Genomic DNA, 17494 nt, shown 5'->3' on the forward strand with positions numbered 1-17494 from the left:
TTAAGATTTTGTATGGTTTCTACTCCTGCATCCGGTACGCTTCTTTGGCTTTCACCACTACATTATTGATAAAATTATTCCCTTTGGCATATCCTAATAGGGGTTGTAACTCTCTGGTACTCCAGCATTCTATGCCTTCTACCTCACATGAAATGGATTCGAATTTTCCGAATAAGGCGGTAATATCTTCTTTCTTCATAGTTAATATATGCTTAAGTTGTTGTCAATTGCGCAAATGTAATGTTTTATATTCATTTAGCAAGTTATTAACAGATAAATGATGCTGAGAATCACGTAGTATTTATATTTTCGCGGTATATGATACGAAAAGGGATATATTGTGTTTTGGCTCTACTCGCTTTCTCTAGCTTTAAAGGGAGGGCGCAGACGGTAAAGACAAATATTGTTCCGGAAGGTTATCAGAAAGCTCAGCTGTATGAAGGTGATACAATGGCTGTCGTCAACCTTCGGGAAGTTTTCATATATCCTCAAGTTAAGTTTAAGAATAAGCGTGAACAAGCGAAGTACAATAAGTTGGTACGAGACGTAAAGCGTACTTTGCCCTATGCCAAGATGGTGTATGATACATTGATAGAGACCTACGAATACATGGAAACCTTACCGAATGACAAGGCTCGCCAAGCCCACTTGAAACGGATGGAGAAAGAGTTGTTCGCCCAATATAAACCGGAACTAAAAAAATTATCCTTCTCGCAAGGTAAGCTACTTATCAAACTGATCGATAGGGAATGTAATCAATCCAGTTACAATTTACTGAAAGCCTACCTGGGAAGTTTCCGTGCGGGCTTTTGGAATTTCTTCGCCGGCATGTTCGGAGCCAGCCTCAAATCGGAATACGACCCGAAAGGTAAAGATGCCATGACCGAACGGGTCGTCGTATTGGTTGAGAATGGTTTAATCTGATAGCTGCTTGAAGAAATCCCAGATTACGATACCGGTAGTAACCGATACGTTCAAGGAATGCTTTGTACCATATTGAGGTATTTCAATACATATATCACAGTTATCAACCACATTTTGTTGAACTCCTTTTACCTCGTTACCCATGACGATAGCGTATTTCTTTGTCTTGTCTAACTGCAAGTTATCTAACATGACACTACCTTCCGCTTGCTCTACGGCACATACCGTATACCCCTCTCGACGCAATTTATCAACAGCCTCCGGGGTATCTTTGAAATATTCCCAATCTACGGTTTCTTCCGCTCCTAAGGCAGTCTTATGGATCTCCGCATTCGGAGGACAAGCCGTAATGCCACAAAGATAAATAGCCTCTACCCGGAAAGCATCGGAGGTACGGAATACGGAACCCACGTTGTTAAGACTTCTAATATGGTCTAAGACAACGATTAAAGGTATCTTCTTACTTTCCTTAAAAGCCTCGGGAGTCAGGCGGTTCAATTCGGTTACTTTTAATTTTCGCATAACAAATATCTTTGACCGCAAAAGTAGCGAATATCCGTGGATATGCCGTTGAAAAGCTATTAATAAGTAGTGGACATAAAATGAAAAATAGTTCTTGCTTTATTCAAATACTTGTCCATACCCCCCTCTTTCTCAAATTAGCAAATGAATAAGCTACTTATTTATTACGCACTATCAACAGCCCTTATACACCTATTGACAACCTCGCAGGAGGATCTATTTTTTCACAATCAAGGTTGTCAACAATAAACAGCTAGATATTCATAAAGTCTATAACTATAAGAATTACAATCTATAAATAGACATCCATACTGTTGGTATCCTTTTGATAAGCCGTTCACAAACCTTAATAAGTCAATAACCAAAGATTGTAACAAAAATGTATTAACCATTTCAACAGCCTATCATATCCATCATATTTATTTTTAAAATTAAAGATTAATAAGAATATAATATAATGATTGTGGATAACTCCTGAGGGTTCATGGTAGCTCATCCATCGATGGCAAAGATAAGAATCTTTCTTGTTATTTCTATAAATGAAGAAAGTTTATACCTTTGTGCTTTGTGAACAATAGGTTAATAAACTAGATAAAATAAAGATTATCAGTAATACTTTCTGTGGATAATATTGTTTATATATAGTGAAAGCCCTATTGGGAGCAGTAGAAACAGGAATCATTAATATATAAGGCTATGTTGACAAACCAATCAATCGGGTACATGGATGCGCCCGTTCCTAAGGATTTAGACCTTAAGGAAGCGATCGACAAGTTACGTAAGGAGAAGAATGCGGTTATATTGGCGCATTACTATCAAACTGGCGATATACAGGATATAGCGGACTATGTGGGAGACAGTCTGGCCTTGGCGCAATGGGCGGCTAAGACGAAGGCGGATATCATCGTGCTTTGCGGGGTTCACTTTATGGGAGAGACAGCGAAGATCCTTTGTCCGGATAAGAAAGTGCTGGTACCGGACTTGAATGCCGGTTGCTCCTTGGCGGATAGTTGTCCGGCTCCGGAGTTCGCCGAGTTCGTCAAGCAACATCCCGGTCATACGGTAATCTCTTACGTGAATACGACTGCCGCCGTGAAAGCGGTCACGGATGTGGTAGTTACTTCCACGAACGCCCGTCAGATCGTGGAGAGCTTCCCGGAAGGTACACCGATAATTTTCGGCCCGGATCGTAACTTGGGTAATTATATCAATAGCATCACGGGACGTAATATGTTGCTTTGGGATGGCGCTTGCCATGTGCATGAGCAATTCTCGTTGGAGAAGATCTTATTTTTGAAGAAGAAGTACCCGAACGCGGAAGTGATCACCCATCCGGAATGCAAGCAGCCGGTTATACAGGTCTCAGATTTTGTAGGATCGACCGCGGCCTTGCTGAAGCATACCATTAAGTCCGACGCGAAACAATTCATTGTAGCGACGGAAAGTGGCGTTATTCACGAGATGCGTAAGCAGAGTCCGGATAAGGAGTTCATCCCGGCTCCTCCGAACGACAGCACTTGCGCTTGCAACGAATGTAATTTCATGCGCTTGAACACGATGGAGAAGCTATATAATTGCTTGAAGTTCGAGATGCCGGAGATATTCGTGGACGAGGAGGTACAGAAGAAAGCGATCAAACCGATCAAGAAGATGCTGGAGATCTCTGAGAAGCTGGGACTCTGATTCATACAAATGCGGTATCGATCTCAATGGATAGACCGGACTTGGGTGATATAAAATCTAAGCCCGGTCTATCATATATAAATAATCAAAATTATCTACAATATCTACAACTATCCTTATAATCATTTGAATCTAAAATATTTATCCTATTGTTGTAGATAGGAAAACATCTACAATAGTAAGTCTTTATCTACCATCATTTTCCGTTTTTAGTAAGTGTCTTTGCCATGCCGTCGAAGGAATTTTCTACACTCTACGTATGTAATCAGTCCGTTTTTCTTCCTTTCTTTATATAGATAAAATGTTAATATATAAGTATTTGTGGTTTTTTATGGTATAAAACAAAAGTTTTCCCCATATAAAACTTTTGTTTTCATAGAAGGAAACTTCTGTTTTCTATAGGGGAAACTTTTGTTTCCCTAGGGAGAAACCATTTGCTTCGCTACCCGAACCTGAGCGATCCCGGGAAAGAATATATCAAGAATGATCGCTATTAATTACCGTAACATGCTGAATTTAGTTACTTTTGCGTAGAAATCTAATTGTAATTCTCAATATCATGAAAAAGATAGGACTAATGTTGGCCTTATTATGGGTGATTTGCGCTCTCTCATGGGCTTCTTCTTCGGATGCCCGTATTAAGGGGCAGTTAATAGATGCCTCTACGAATCAAGTAATTAATTATGCGGATATCTTTCTGTTTACGATGGGAAGTGAGAAACCTTTGCAACAGACTTTTCCGGACGATCAAGGACGTTTCTCCTTTACTAAGATAGCCCCGGGTAGTTATGTGGTCATGGTTCGTTTGATGGGATATGATGTGTTGACAAGGAATGATATAACCTTGAATGCCTCGGCTCCGGTGGATTTAGGTAAGTTGATGATGAATCCCTTGGAGGTAGGCATCGCTGAGGTGGAGGTAGTGGCCGAGAAACGCCAATTGGTTTATAAGCTGGATAAGAAAGTGGTCGAGGCTTCCTCCAATATGATGGGAGGAGGCGGTTCCGCCGTGGACATATTGGAGAATACGCCTTCCATACGGGTAGATGCGGAAGGCGATGTCACTTTCCGTGGAAGCAGCGGCTTTTTGGTTTACATAGATGGTAAGCCGAGTGTCTTCTCGGGTACACAGGCTTTGGAGCAAGTCCCGGCCGGGCATATAGAGAATATAGAGATTATCACGACGCCCTCCGCCAAGCACGATACGGAAGGCGACGTGGGTATCATTAATATTATCACGAAGAAGCATTCCCAGCGGGGATTGAGCGGGATGGTGAATCTTTCGGGAAGTACATGGCTTTCCCGTCATGTCGATTTCTTGTTGGCACAGCAACATCAGCGTTCCCGTTGGTACGTCGGTGGACAATGGACGGATCGTATGCGCAAGAGTGATTTCGACCAAGAGAAGAAGACGGTCGTCGGCGATCAAACAACGACTTCGCATTCCGTCGGGCCTCGTACGGGAGACAGTTACCATTATACGCTGAAAGGCGGTTGGAGCTTGAATCTTCCCAAGACAACCATCGCGTTGGATCTGGAAGGGGGCTATGGCGGAAATAAGCGTAAGGGAGAGATGACTTATAAGGAAACCCGCTCGACGGCGGGCCGCTCTCCGGTGACGGAAGATTATCGAAGCATAGATGATTATGATAATGATGAGAATATAGGCTTGGGAAGTCTGGCGGTACAGCATAAGTTCAACGATAAGGGACACGAGCTTTCCGGTAGCACCTATTACAAATATGGCGGTCATGCCTTGGAATATTTCTTTAATGACTTGATGTCCTTGGAAGGACAACGCCAACAGGGGCACCGTGCTTATGAGGCCGAGCACCGGGAAACGATGCGTATCAATCTGGATTACGCCTTGCCTTTCGGGAAGGGAGGCAAGCTAGAGGCGGGTTACCAATATTATTCCTATCTGGAAGACGGCGATTACAATATGGAATGGTGGGACCCCGAGGGGCAGACGTTCTTTTGGCGTGACGATATCTACAATACGTTTTATTTTCAGGAAGGGGTGAATTCTATCTATACGATTCTTTCGCATACGTGGAAGAATTTAGAGGCGCAAGCGGGCGTTAGGGGAGAGCATACGCATACGGTCTTGCGAAGTTCCGTGGAGGGAGCGGACCGTACGAAGAACCGCTTTGAGTTTTTCCCATCGGTGCATTTGGGCTATACGTTCCCGAATGAGCATCGATTGTTGGCTTCCTATTCCCGTCGTACCACACGTCCGCAGCTTTTCTATATGGAGCCTTATATCACGTATCGCGACTTTTATACGGCCGAGATCGGTAATCCGGATATACGTCCGGAGTACATCAACTCCTTTGAAGTGAACTACCGGAAGAATTTCGGGGAAAATACGGTATCCGCCACCGCCTTTCATCGGTATCGGAAAGATAAGATCGAGCGATTGCGAGTTCCTTATTCAGCCGGTGTAACCTTGGATTCGATGGCGAACGTAGGACATGATTACTCGACGGGTATCGAGCTAAGCGTCAGCCTGCATCCGGTGCGCTGGTGGAATACCACGGTCAACGGAAACGTTTATCACTATAAGGTAAAGAACGAACAGGCCGCCGGTGGAAATACGACCTCAAGCACCAATTACGATATCCTATGGAACAACCTGTTTAATCTGGGAAAATACACTCGTATCCAGCTGGATGGTAGTTTTGTAGGCCCTTCCGTAACGACGCAAGGCCGCACGGACGCTTATTGGTACGCGAACGTAGCCGTCCGCCAGCAACTATGTAACCGAAAACTAACCGCCACCTTAGCTTTCCGGGATATTTTCCGTTCCGCCAAATATATCAGCGATATTCAAACGGCAGATTTACGCTCCTTGACACGTATTAAACCCAAATATCCACAAATCACATTGACATTGAGTTGGACATTTAATAGTTTCAAGGCTAAATCTACCCAAGCGAAAGAAGATCGCTCGGAGATGTTCGAGGGTATAAAGCATTAATTATATAAGGGAGTGTGTCTTAAAATCCATATCTACAAATCGTTTCGATATTTCCAGACACACTCCCTTGTTTTTATTTAATAACCATAATCTTGGTTACCACACTTTCTTTCGCTTCAGGTGTGGAAGAAAGCACCAGATAAACGCCACTAGCTACACGGTTGCCGTTTATGTTCCGGCAATTCCATGTAAGTTGTCCACCGGAAGACTTCGCTTGAAAGATAATGTTGCCATTCAAATCCGTTATTTTAACGTTGGAGTCCGTCATCAATCCCGTGATCGTGACTTGATCCGCATACTCCGGGCGTACAGGATTTGGATAAGCGTAGACTTCTGAATAATCGTCCTTGCCTTCACTAGCGTCCGACATATAAGAAATGATACCATTTTCCGTTCCGAAAAAAACTTCCCCGGTTTGATCGTTAATAGCGATACTGTTTATCTTATTGGAAAGTAGAGGAGAATTTTCGGTCGTGAAATTCTCTATGGTCTCACTTCCATCCTCATTTACTAAAAATACTCCGTTTCCTTCCGTACCTAACCATTTGCGATTACCTCCATCTACGGCGATGGCTGTTACTTTAGCGTTATCTAGGAAATAAGTAGGGATATCATCTTGAATGGATCGGATGATTCGGGTACAATACACATTTTCCGGGTCGTTTACCGCTTTATCCGGCACCGGACAAATTATAGGGCCTCTATTGGTTCCTATCCATATGGTACCGTTCTTATCCTCAACCATGCAGAAATAGCCACTGACAGAGATCGCTTCTCCTGTTGGCTTGTTCAGATTGAAACTTGTAATTTTATTTACTACATCATCAGAGGTATCATCTATAGTACCTTTATCATCGAAAACGATGATGCTTACATCTTCTCGCGGTATATTTATCCACTTATGGCCTTTGGAGGTAATCAATATTTTATCTACTAGAGACTGATTGTTAAGTATGTTATACTGATTGGCTTTTAATACGCTCCATGTACCATCATTTTTCAATATGTTGATGCAACTAGCTATGGCCGTATTTGTCATCCACAGATTACCCTTCTTATCATAGCACAGTCCTTCCACACGTGTATAATTTAAAGATGCGTCACTAGTAGCGGAGGCTAATGTGCTGTTCGTCCTATTATGCAGTTTCACGTACTCATTGTCTTTGAACTCATAAACCCCTTCTCCCCATGTAGACGCGAAGTAATGTGTCGGGTCGTTAGGATCAACGGCAATCGATGTGATGTCGGAGAAGCGGACTTTGCTCTTTTGTGCTATTTTCGTTTCATCGAAGTTGGTCCATTTCCCGTTTTCGTAAACCATCAATGTGCCGGGGCGTTCTTTTCTGTTCGTCCATCGTCCACCACCGGCTACCAATAACTTGCCTTGTTGAAAAGTCATGAAGTCGCAATAATTACGTTTCGGACTATCTTCTAAAGAAATCAACTGAGAGGCAAATACTTCCATTTGGTTTCCTTTCAGCTTCATACCTACTAGTCCATCCGATCCGGAAGCGACCCAATAGGTATTGGATGTATTTTGGCAGGATATGTCATTTGTCGTACCCGTAGCTACTTGTGTTTTTTGCGATAGTGAAGAACATATGTAGGTATTGGTATTTGTATATGCGAGAAGCTTATCTCTTTGAACCGTTATGTTGTTTATATCACTATCTATACATAAGTTTTGAATCGCGTTATTTGAATCTTGGTAATAAACTCCTTTTTTCTTTACGAAAAAGCAAAGCGTATTTTGAAACAACCCGATCTTCGCAATATCGTCCTCATTAAATTTATCCGTGTTAAGTGAGATCTTTTTCCAATTATTCGCGTCTAATAAATTATCATTCGTAGAAGCGGATAATAATCCCTCTGATGTAGCGGCATGGATAGAATTACCTTTGATACATACGGATCTTACTATTTTATTAAGTCTGTAAGTATCCGTAATCTCATTTTTACGCATATTGACTACGACAATACCAAAATTCATGGATAAATAAGCGTACTCTTTGTAAAAATAGATCGAATTAACCGTTTGATCTTGTATGTTTGTGCTGGTTTGTATATAAGGGATATTATAAATACCAACATCGCTCAATAAATCGATATTACCACTACTATAAATGATTAACAAGGTCTTGGTCTCTTGGTTATAATCTATATGGGTAATGCCGTTATCGCTTAATCCATTTTGACGGGAATAAAATTTTAAACTCTGGTCTTCCTTACCGTAGCTATATAAGGAACCATTTGCTACGGCGAAAACAGTGTTGTTAGCTTCCGTCACGTTTGTCGTACTGTAGTAAGACAGGTACGGAGTCCAAGTTCCGACACCTTGTGCTTGGATAATTTGTGTCAAAGCACATAATAGTAAGTATATGGATAAGATACGTTTCATATTTATCAAGATAAGGAAGATAAAAATTCAGCCAATTTATGTACGGCAAGAGCACGATGGCTGATCGTGTTCTTTATATCATCGCCAAGCTCGGCAAATGTTTGTGTATAACCATCCGGCATAAAGATAGGATCGTATCCAAAACCGGATTCACCTTTTTTCTCAGCGGTGATAACACCATTAATGATTCCATCGAACAAATATTCCTTACCATCCAGAATCAAGGCTATTACAGTACGGAAACGAGCCTTTCGATTTTCTTTTCCTTCCATCTCGCAAAGCAATTTCCGCATATTGGCCTGTGCGTCATGTCCTGGTCCGGCGTAACGTGCGGAATATACACCCGGAGCGTTATTTAATGCTTCTACCTCAAGTCCGGTATCATCGGCAAAACAATCGAAGCCGTAGTGTTCTTTTATATATCGAGCTTTAAGCAAGGCGTTTCCTTCCAAAGTATCAGCTGTTTCAGGAATATCCTCCTGACAATTAATATCATGTAAATTAACTAATTCAAGGTTATCTCCAAGGATCTTCGAGACTTCTTGTAGTTTATGTGAGTTGTTTGTTGCGAAAACAAGTTTCTTTTTCATCTTTTACTTATTTTATTAAAAGTGAGTATCTTTGCATCGTACAAAGTAAATAAAAATATATGAACTCTCGTATTACTATCCAGCGGTTTGTAGCTGGTTGCCTATTTATAACGATAAATACCTTATTTTATTTTAAATACTTGTATAGAGTATCTTTAACTACAGGTTTAGTAGCGATGGGAGGATATATAACGTTTATATGTTTGTTATTTTTTTTGTATAAAAAGCAGAAACTTGTCATCCCTATATGGGCATGGATCGGATGTATGGGATTGCTCACCATTAGTAGCGGGTTTATATTTCATTTTATTCCAAAAGAAAGTTTGAGTGTAGATCGTTGGGAGATGATCCAATTATTTTGGGATTCGGTTTCTAATGGGATTTATCCATACGGGGTTCATAGTCCGGGTGGTAATTATCCGGGGCCTATGCCTTTTTATTTTATAATGGCCTATCCTTTTTATAAAGTGGGAGAGGTTGGATGGTTGACTATTGGCGGATTATGGCTGACTTTATGGTATTTTCAGAAAAGGCTTGATCGTAATAGCTTGGGATTATTAATGGTATTGCTTTTATCTTCCTTAGCTATCTATTGGGAGGTATTTTCCCGCAGTACGATTTATATTAACTCCTTATTATTTGGCTTATATTTATTTTGTTTGAAAGATTTACCCAAGCGTTCCGGCTTAAGTTTTTATGGATGGGCATTTATAGGCGGCATATTATTTTCTATGCGTATTGTGTTCGCTTTGCCCCTTATTATATGGGGTATGTATATTTGTTTGCGAAAAGAGATCGATATTGTGCGATTATTTAAATGGGGACTTTGTTTTATCGTCGCCTTTGTGTTAACTTTCCTTCCCTTTTATTGTATGGATCCATATACTTTTATACGATTAAATCCGTTTGTAACGCAGGGAGACGTATTATTGCCTTTCTCATATGTAGTTTGCTTTTTAGGGATAGCTTTTGTCTTACCCTTCTTTTGTAAGAAGTATTCGGACATATGTTTTTATAGTGGTTTGCTATTATTTATGACTATTTCGGGACATGTTGTATATGGATTGTATGATAATGGAATAAAGTCTTTTTTGACAAACGGAGCTGATATCTCTTATTACCTGTTTTGTTTTCCTTTTTTATTAGAAACTATTGTAAATAAAGACGAAGAATGATTGAAAATAAAGTGGTTACTGTCGTAATGCCTGCTTATAACGCCGAAAAGACGTTAGAACAAACTTATCAAGAGATTCCTTTTGATATAGTAGATCATGTGATTTTGGTGGATGACAAAAGCAATGATGAAACAGTAAAAAAAGCACGTGAGTTAGGTATTAAACATATTATTTCTCATGAGATAAATAAGGGATACGGGGGAAACCAAAAAACTTGCTATGATAAGGCACTTGAGTTGAAATCGGATATTGTGATTATGCTTCATCCAGATTATCAATATACACCTAAATTGATACATGCTATGACTTATGTGATTGCGGATGATGTCTATCAAGTAGTCTTTGGTTCGCGGATTTTAGGAAAAGGGGCTTTAAGAGGTGGAATGCCTATTTATAAATATATAAGTAATCGTGTACTTACATTGATACAAAATATATTAATGAATAATAAGTTATCTGAGTATCATACGGGATATAGGGCTTTTTCGTCTGAGGTCTTAAAATCCATTGATTATAAGAAATGTTCGGATAATTTTGTTTTTGATAATCAAGTAATCGCTCAGATATGTGATAAAGGTTATGAAATAGCCGAGGTTACTTGTCCTACAAAATATTTTCCTGAAGCTTCTTCTATTAAGTTATACAATAGTATGGTGTACGGATTGGGAGTATTAGGTGTAGCTTTTCAGTATTTTTTACATAAGGTGAGAATAAAAAAATATAGAATTTTGAAGTAGTATTTATATCACAAAAAAGAGCTGTTTTCTATTCAAAGCAGCTCTTTTTTGCATGAAACATTTAAGTCTTTATCTGATCGAACCCCTCACCGTATACTCCTCGGACGATACTTTGGGAGATGAACGCTTGGTGGTCTATCCGCTTCACGATCCGGAAGATGGAGACGGATTCGGATTTCTTGGCGAGTAGTACGACTACCTTGACGGGTTTGCGGGAATAACCGCCCTCGCCGTCCAGTATCGTGCAGCCGCGGCCTAACTCATGGATGATACGATCCGCTATCTCGTCGTACTTCTGGGAGAAGATAAGGAATTGTACGGATTGGCGGTTACCGTTCAATACCATGTCGAGTACGTAATTACTTATGACCATCTCTACAAAACCGAAAACAATCTTGTCCACGTTATGGAACAGGAAGAAAGAGGAACTAATGATGAAGAAATCGCAAAACAGAAGGATACGTCCGATCGATATATTCTTATATTTATTGATTACCGCACCAATAATATCCGTACCTCCGGTACTACCGTTTGCCGAGAATACCAATCCTAGTCCGGCACCGCACATGAACGCTCCTATTATGATACCCATAAACGGTTGGTCTTGCAGTATGGGTTGTCCTTTCAGCAACCATTCAAAGAAGGAGAGGGAAGCGGATAGTGAGAAAACTCCGAAAATAGTTTTTATCAAGAATTTTAGACCAAGGATCTTTAAGGCTACCACCAACAAGGCTACGTTGATGACAAAATAAGATACGGATACCGGGATCAATCCATTGGAAGCAAAGAAGATCAATGCGCAGATACCACTTACCCCACCTGTTACGATCTCGTTAGAGAGGATAAAGGCGTTGAATCCGAATCCGTATAATAAAGTTCCGAACAGGATCATTAGATAATCCTGTACGGAAAAATAGATTTTTGTGAATTTTAAGTTCATCCCACTACGATATTAACGATTTTGCCGGGAACGACAATTACCTTCTTAACAGTCTTGCCTTCCATCCATTTCGCTGAGTTCTCATGATTCAAAGCCGCTTTCTCGGCGTCCTCCTTAGAAATATCTGCCGGTAGCTCTAGGTTGTAGCGAGCTTTACCATTGAATGAGATCGCGTAAACAACGGATTTCTCCTTGAGATATTCTTCGTTGTGTTCCGGCCACTGAGCATCGCAGATGGTCGTATCATGTCCTAATTGATGCCATAGCTCTTCCGCTATATGAGGAGCGAACGGAGCCAATAAGGTGATCAGCGGCTCCAAGATGGCGCGCTTGCTGCATTTTAAGCTCGTTAACTCGTTCACGCAAATCATGAAGGCGCTAATGGACGTGTTGTATGAGAAATGCTCGATGTCGAACGTTACTTTCTTGATCAGCTTATGCAAGGATTTCAATTCGTCGGCCGTAGGCTCGGCATCGGTAACTTGTAGGGTATCCGTATTGCCGAAGAACAAACCCCAAAGCTTCTTTAAGAAACGGTGTACGCCGTCGATACCGTTCGTATCCCAAGGCTTGGATTGCTCCAGCGGGCCTAGGAACATCTCGTACAAACGTAGGGTATCGGCACCATATTTCTCAACGATCATATCCGGGTTCACTACGTTGAACATGGATTTGGACATCTTCTCGACTGCCCATCCGCAGATATATTTACCATCTTCCAATACGAACTCCGCATCGTTGTATTCCGGACGCCAGTTCTTGAAAACCTCTATATCTAACAGGTCGTTAGATACGATATTTACGTCTACGTGGATAGGGGTGACCTCGTATTGGTCTTTCAAGTTCAAGGAAACGAATTTATTGGTTCCGTTGATGCGGTACACGAAGTTCGACCGTCCTTGGATCATACCTTGGTTGATCAATTTCTTGAACGGCTCTTCCTCGCAAACGATACCCAAGTCGAATAAGAACTTATTCCAGAAACGGCTGTAGATCAAGTGGCCGGTAGCGTGTTCCGTACCACCGATATATAAATCCACGTTTCTCCAATATTCATCCACGTCTTTAGCGACCAAGGCTTTATCATTACGCGGGTCCATATAGCGCAAATAATAAGCGGAAGAACCGGCGAAGCCCGGCATCGTACAAAGTTCCAGCGGGAAGATCGTCTGGTTATCGATCTTTAATACCTCGGTGACTTTTTGGTTTACCGTGTCCCAAGCCCATTTAACGGCGTGTCCTAATGGAGGCTCGCCCGTCTCGGTAGGCAAGAATTTATCTACTTCCGGCAGTAACAGGGGCAGACATTCTTCCGGCAACATCTGAGGCATGCCATCGGCGTCGTAATATACCGGGAACGGTTCGCCCCAATAACGCTGGCGGCTGAAGATAGCGTCGCGCAAGCGGTAGTTTATCTTCACACGTCCCAGATCGTGATCTTTTACGTATTTCTTGGTAGCGGCTATCGCTTCCTTGATCGTCAGTCCGTTCAAGGAAAGATCGCAATAAGGAGTAATGTCGGCTCTCGGAGAATTGCATACGATACCTTCCTTGGCATCGAAACTTTCCTCGCTTACGTCGCAACCTTCCACCAACGGACGGATTTCCAGTCCGAAATGCTTCGCGAAAGCGTAGTCGCGGCTATCGTGCGCCGGAACCGCCATGATCGCTCCCGTACCGTAGCCGGCCAATACATAGTCGCTGATCCAGATGGGAACCGCCTCGCCCGTAAACGGGTTAATAGCGTAGGAACCACTGAATACACCGGTTACCTGACGGTCGGCGATGCGCTCGCGCTCGGTACGTTTCTTGGTGCGATCTAGGTAAGCGTCTACTTCCGCTTTTTGGTCTGCCGTAGTTAATTGTTGAACCAATTCGCTTTCCGGAGCTAATACCATGAAGGTAACACCAAACATCGTATCGGCACGGGTCGTAAAGATCGTGAATTCCCTGTCGCTGTCTTTTACCTTGAAGCGAACCTCGGCACCTTCGCTGCGTCCGATCCAGTTCTTTTGGGTCTCTTTCAAGGAATCCGTCCAGTCGATCGTATCCAATCCGTCCAACAGGCGTTGCGCGTAAGCGGATACACGTAAGCACCATTGGCGCATGATCTTTTGTTCCACCGGATAGCCTCCACGCTCGGAAACACCGTTCACGACCTCATCATTCGCTAATACGGTACCCAAGGCGGCACACCAGTTTACCATGGTCTCGCCACGATAAGCGATCCGGTAGTTGAGTAATATCTCTTGTTTTTCTTTATCGCTCTTGGCTTTCCATTCCTCGGCGGTGAAACTAAGTTCCTCTCCGCAAGCTACGTTCAGACCTTCCGTACCACTTGTCTCGAAGGCTTGTATCAACTCGCTGATCGGGCGGGCTTGCTTCTCGTCGTTGCAGTAGTAGCTGTTGAACATCCGGATGAAGGCCCATTGCGTCCATTTGTAATATTCGGGATCACAGGTACGGATCTCACGGCTCCAATCGTAGCAGAAACCGATCTTTTCCAATTGCTCCCGATAACGGGCTATATTATTTTTTGTCGTGATCTCCGGATGTTGTCCGGTCTGGATGGCGTATTGCTCTGCGGGCAATCCGTAAGCGTCGTAACCCATCGGGTGCAATACGTTAAAACCTTGCAAACGTTTGAAACGCGAATAAATATCAGAAGCTATATAACCGAGCGGGTGGCCAACGTGCAATCCCGCACCGGAAGGATAGGGGAACATGTCCAATACATAGTATTTAGGCTTATTCGTGTCTTTTTCGACTTTATAAACCTTTTCGGCAATCCAGTAGTCGTGCCACTTCTTCTCAATCTCTCTGAAATTGTACTCCATGATCGTTTATCGTTTTTGTATCGTTTTCTATTTAAGGCCACAAAGTTAGTGAATTTATTTATTTTATATGAGTTATTTACATGAACTGTTTATTTCACGTAACCAATCCGGGGGCGAGATTGATTCTCGGTTCTTTTCGCTTGTAACTCAGCGAGTGACAGATTGATTAGCTCAAGTTGCGTACGGGTATCTTCGTGTTTAAGATACTGCTGAGCATCGCTACTCCTAATTCTGTAAATGCGTAAGGATTACGTCTTAGTCCCATTTTTATAGAATTGGACATCACAATTTGTGATTTCCAATTATCTACTTCCTCATTTGTTAGTTGAAACATGAAATCATCGGGAGCACACTACTAAGCATAGCCACCCCTAATTCCGTGAAAGCAAAAGGTTTATATTTGAAATTACTACCTCTTCCTTTATTCAAGATACCAAATTGGCATCTTGAAAGTTCCTCCTTGGTTAACTCAAACATGAAATCATCTCCTTCAAAGCGTTCTATATTACGTCTGACCGCACGTTTCAATTGGGCTGTTTCCGTTCCATACATTTCCGCCAGATCAAAATCCAGCATGACTTTCATACCTCTGATCTCGTGAATCTTGTTTTGTATCGTTTGTAATTCCATAGTGAAGATTTTAGTTTAATATTATGGTCGCAAAGGTTTGTAAAATAATTGAGATAAGCAATAAGCTAGTTGGATATTTATGATTGGTTGCATTTGTAAGTTGTACAATGAATTATTGCTGATCCGGCTTATTGTCTATTTTTTATGTGTTCTTATTTTCCTTATAAGATTTCCGGGAAAAACACGTACGTGATTTATGAAAAACACGTACGACTTTTCGGAAAAACATGTACGTGTTTTACGGAAAACATGATGATGTTTTTATATCACTGATATTCATGTATATATAACTTGATACCTTTGCATGGACTTATTGTGTGTTTTTTCTTCTTGTATTTGTTATTTTGTTGTTCTATCGTTTGTTTATGAATTAAAAATATTTAATTTTGCTTATCTATAATAAAGGATGAAGTCATTTATATATATACTATTAACTTCCTTGACTTTCCTTGTGGTAGGATGCCAAAATGAATCTGAGGAAATCCGTTTGATCAATCAGGCGGAACGCCTGTTTGATGCCTATCCGGATAGCGTAATCACTACATTGGATTCCATTCCGCTCCCGGAAGAGATGAGTCCCCGTCTGGTAGCCCGTTGGTGTATGTTATACGCACGTGCCGCCGATAAAATAGAGGACGAGATGCCTTATACGAACCAGCTTGAGATCGCCTTGAAATACTATCAAAAGAAAAAGATGCGGGAAGAGGAGGCTGAGATCGGCCTTTATCTGGGGCGTTCGTATGTGGAGGATAAGGAGTACGAGAAGGCAATGAGGGCTTACTCCGATGCGCTGAAAGTAGCGTTGGCGATTAAGAACTATAATCGTGCCGGGTATATTTGTAGTTATATGGGGGATTTGTATGAGGTAGATGAGCGTTTTATGTTATCCGCTAAAAGGTATCAGGAAAGTGGTGGATATTTTCGGTTAGCAAATAATATCAAAAGTTATATACGTGCATTTGTAAATGAGGGAAATATCTATATGATCGCTGATTCAAGCCATTTAGCTCTGACACCATTGAAACAAGCTGAAGCGATAATGGATTCTTTAAATATGAATGAGGTTAAGGAGTATGTGTACAATGGTTTAGCTAATACATATAGTGCTTTAGAAAATTATGACTTGGCTGAATACTATGTATTACAATGTATAGAGATAGACTCGGAAAATGTAGCCTCATATTATTTGTTATTGGTTGATATTGAGGAAAAGCGAGGCAATTTAGATAAGGCGGAATATTACCTTCATAAGGTTCGTAATATATCTACTCATAATAGATTCATACCAGCTTCTATAGCTTATTATTCTTATATGATAAAAAGAGGACAAGGTGATTTGCAAAGTGCTTTGAATGATTATGAAAAATATGTTGAAGTAGAAGATTCTCTTATAAATGTAAGTAAATCTGTAGATATATATGATGCAGAGCAAAAATATGAGCGTTTGAAATTGCACAATGAAAATATAGAATTGGTTTTAAAGAATCAAAAGAGCTACCTGTTTATATTGCTTTTATTATTTGCTATTGCTTTACTTGTCATTTTCTATTTAATGGCATTGAGACGAAAAAATAGATCACTATTGAAACAACAAGAGGAAATAAATGATTTAAATCAAAATATATATCATTTGTCTATAGAATTGCGTGAGAAAGAAGAGCAATTGAAGTTGCAAGAAAATTCATTACATCTAGCAAAGGAGGAATTAGTATCCTATGAAAATATAAAAAAAGAAGTAGAGGATTTGAGACATAGATTAATCAATTTAAGAGAAATAAAGATTTTAAACTCTAGCTTAGCTCAAAAAATAAAGAGGATGTCTCAAACGGTTTGGTCGAAAGCTTCACAAGCGGTAATCGATGAGAAGATGTGGATTGATATAGAAGTGTTGATGGTGGAGGTATATCCTGATATTGTAAAGGCATTGAGAGACGCGGACCTATCTTTTTCGGAAATGCACCTTTGTTTTCTTACCTTATTCAAATTAGATACGAAAGCCATGTCCATACTTTTGAATATCAAGCCAACTTCCGTAGACAAAACACGCTTGCGGGTACGGAAAAAGTTACATTGGGAAG

General features: G+C 41.0%; 12 protein-coding genes and 1 pseudogene. 6 read left to right on the forward strand and 7 right to left on the reverse strand.

What is annotated here, in order from left to right; translation table 11 throughout:
- Positions 1-19 precede the first annotated feature (19 nt).
- The gene (locus E5342_RS10875; RefSeq protein WP_121736979.1) at positions 20-199 is read right to left on the reverse strand and encodes a hypothetical protein; all 180 of its coding nucleotides are present in this window, start codon (positions 197-199) and stop codon (positions 20-22) included.
- Positions 200-318: 119 nt separating this feature from the next.
- On the opposite strand from E5342_RS10875, the gene E5342_RS10880 reads away from it, so the two are divergent.
- The gene (locus E5342_RS10880; RefSeq protein WP_121736980.1) at positions 319-924 is read left to right on the forward strand and encodes a DUF4294 domain-containing protein; all 606 of its coding nucleotides are present in this window, start codon (positions 319-321) and stop codon (positions 922-924) included.
- Here E5342_RS10880 and E5342_RS10885 read toward each other — a convergent pair.
- Entirely contained in the window at positions 916-1446 is a 531-nt protein-coding gene (locus tag E5342_RS10885) for an RNA methyltransferase (protein WP_121736981.1), read from the reverse strand. The genes E5342_RS10880 and E5342_RS10885 overlap by 9 nt on opposite strands.
- Positions 1447-2142: 696 nt before the next feature.
- Here E5342_RS10885 and nadA point away from each other — a divergent pair.
- Positions 2143-3129: a quinolinate synthase NadA gene (gene nadA / locus E5342_RS10890; protein ID WP_121736982.1), complete on the forward strand. Its 987-nt coding sequence runs from the start codon at positions 2143-2145 to the stop codon at positions 3127-3129.
- A 559-nt stretch (positions 3130-3688) separates the two neighbouring features.
- Entirely contained in the window at positions 3689-6109 is a 2421-nt protein-coding gene (locus E5342_RS10895; RefSeq protein WP_121736983.1) for a TonB-dependent receptor, read from the forward strand.
- A 73-nt stretch (positions 6110-6182) separates the two neighbouring features.
- Here E5342_RS10895 and E5342_RS10900 read toward each other — a convergent pair whose 3' ends face one another.
- Both E5342_RS10900 and E5342_RS10905 read right to left on the reverse strand, forming a co-directional pair.
- Positions 6183-8507, reverse strand: a complete 2325-nt coding sequence (locus tag E5342_RS10900) for a two-component regulator propeller domain-containing protein (protein WP_135959370.1) — start codon at positions 8505-8507, stop codon at positions 6183-6185.
- 5 nt (positions 8508-8512) lie between these two features.
- A complete protein-coding gene (locus tag E5342_RS10905; protein ID WP_121736985.1) occupies positions 8513-9097 on the reverse strand; it encodes a non-canonical purine NTP diphosphatase in 585 nt (194 codons plus the stop codon).
- A gap of 59 nt (positions 9098-9156) precedes the next feature.
- On the opposite strand from E5342_RS10905, the gene E5342_RS10910 reads away from it, so the two are divergent.
- Complete coding sequence (locus tag E5342_RS10910; protein WP_135959371.1) at positions 9157-10272, forward strand: hypothetical protein; 1116 nt, start codon at positions 9157-9159, stop codon at positions 10270-10272.
- The gene (locus tag E5342_RS10915; RefSeq protein ID WP_121736987.1) at positions 10269-11009 is read left to right on the forward strand and encodes a glycosyltransferase family 2 protein; all 741 of its coding nucleotides are present in this window, start codon (positions 10269-10271) and stop codon (positions 11007-11009) included. The genes E5342_RS10910 and E5342_RS10915 overlap by 4 nt, the downstream gene beginning before the upstream one ends.
- A 61-nt stretch (positions 11010-11070) precedes the next feature.
- On the opposite strand, the gene E5342_RS10920 is transcribed toward E5342_RS10915, so the two are convergent.
- The 3 genes and pseudogenes from E5342_RS10920 to E5342_RS20345 all read right to left on the reverse strand — a co-directional run bounded on the left by E5342_RS10920 (position 11071) and on the right by E5342_RS20345 (position 15416).
- Positions 11071-11949: a YitT family protein gene (locus E5342_RS10920; RefSeq protein ID WP_121736988.1), complete on the reverse strand. Its 879-nt coding sequence runs from the start codon at positions 11947-11949 to the stop codon at positions 11071-11073.
- A complete protein-coding gene (gene leuS / locus E5342_RS10925) occupies positions 11946-14786 on the reverse strand; it encodes a leucine--tRNA ligase (RefSeq protein WP_135959372.1) in 2841 nt (946 codons plus the stop codon). The genes E5342_RS10920 and leuS overlap by 4 nt, the downstream gene beginning before the upstream one ends.
- 89 nt (positions 14787-14875) lie before the next feature.
- A pseudogene (locus E5342_RS20345) lies at positions 14876-15416 on the reverse strand (ORF6N domain-containing protein).
- Positions 15417-16056: 640 nt separating this feature from the next.
- Between E5342_RS20345 and E5342_RS10945 the strand changes: the two are divergent.
- The coding region (locus E5342_RS10945; RefSeq protein WP_246867098.1) for a hypothetical protein at positions 16057-17494 on the forward strand (1438 nt) is incomplete at its 3' end.

This window comes from Parabacteroides distasonis, from assembly GCF_004793765.1.
Classification (GTDB): domain Bacteria; phylum Bacteroidota; class Bacteroidia; order Bacteroidales; family Tannerellaceae; genus Parabacteroides; species Parabacteroides distasonis_A.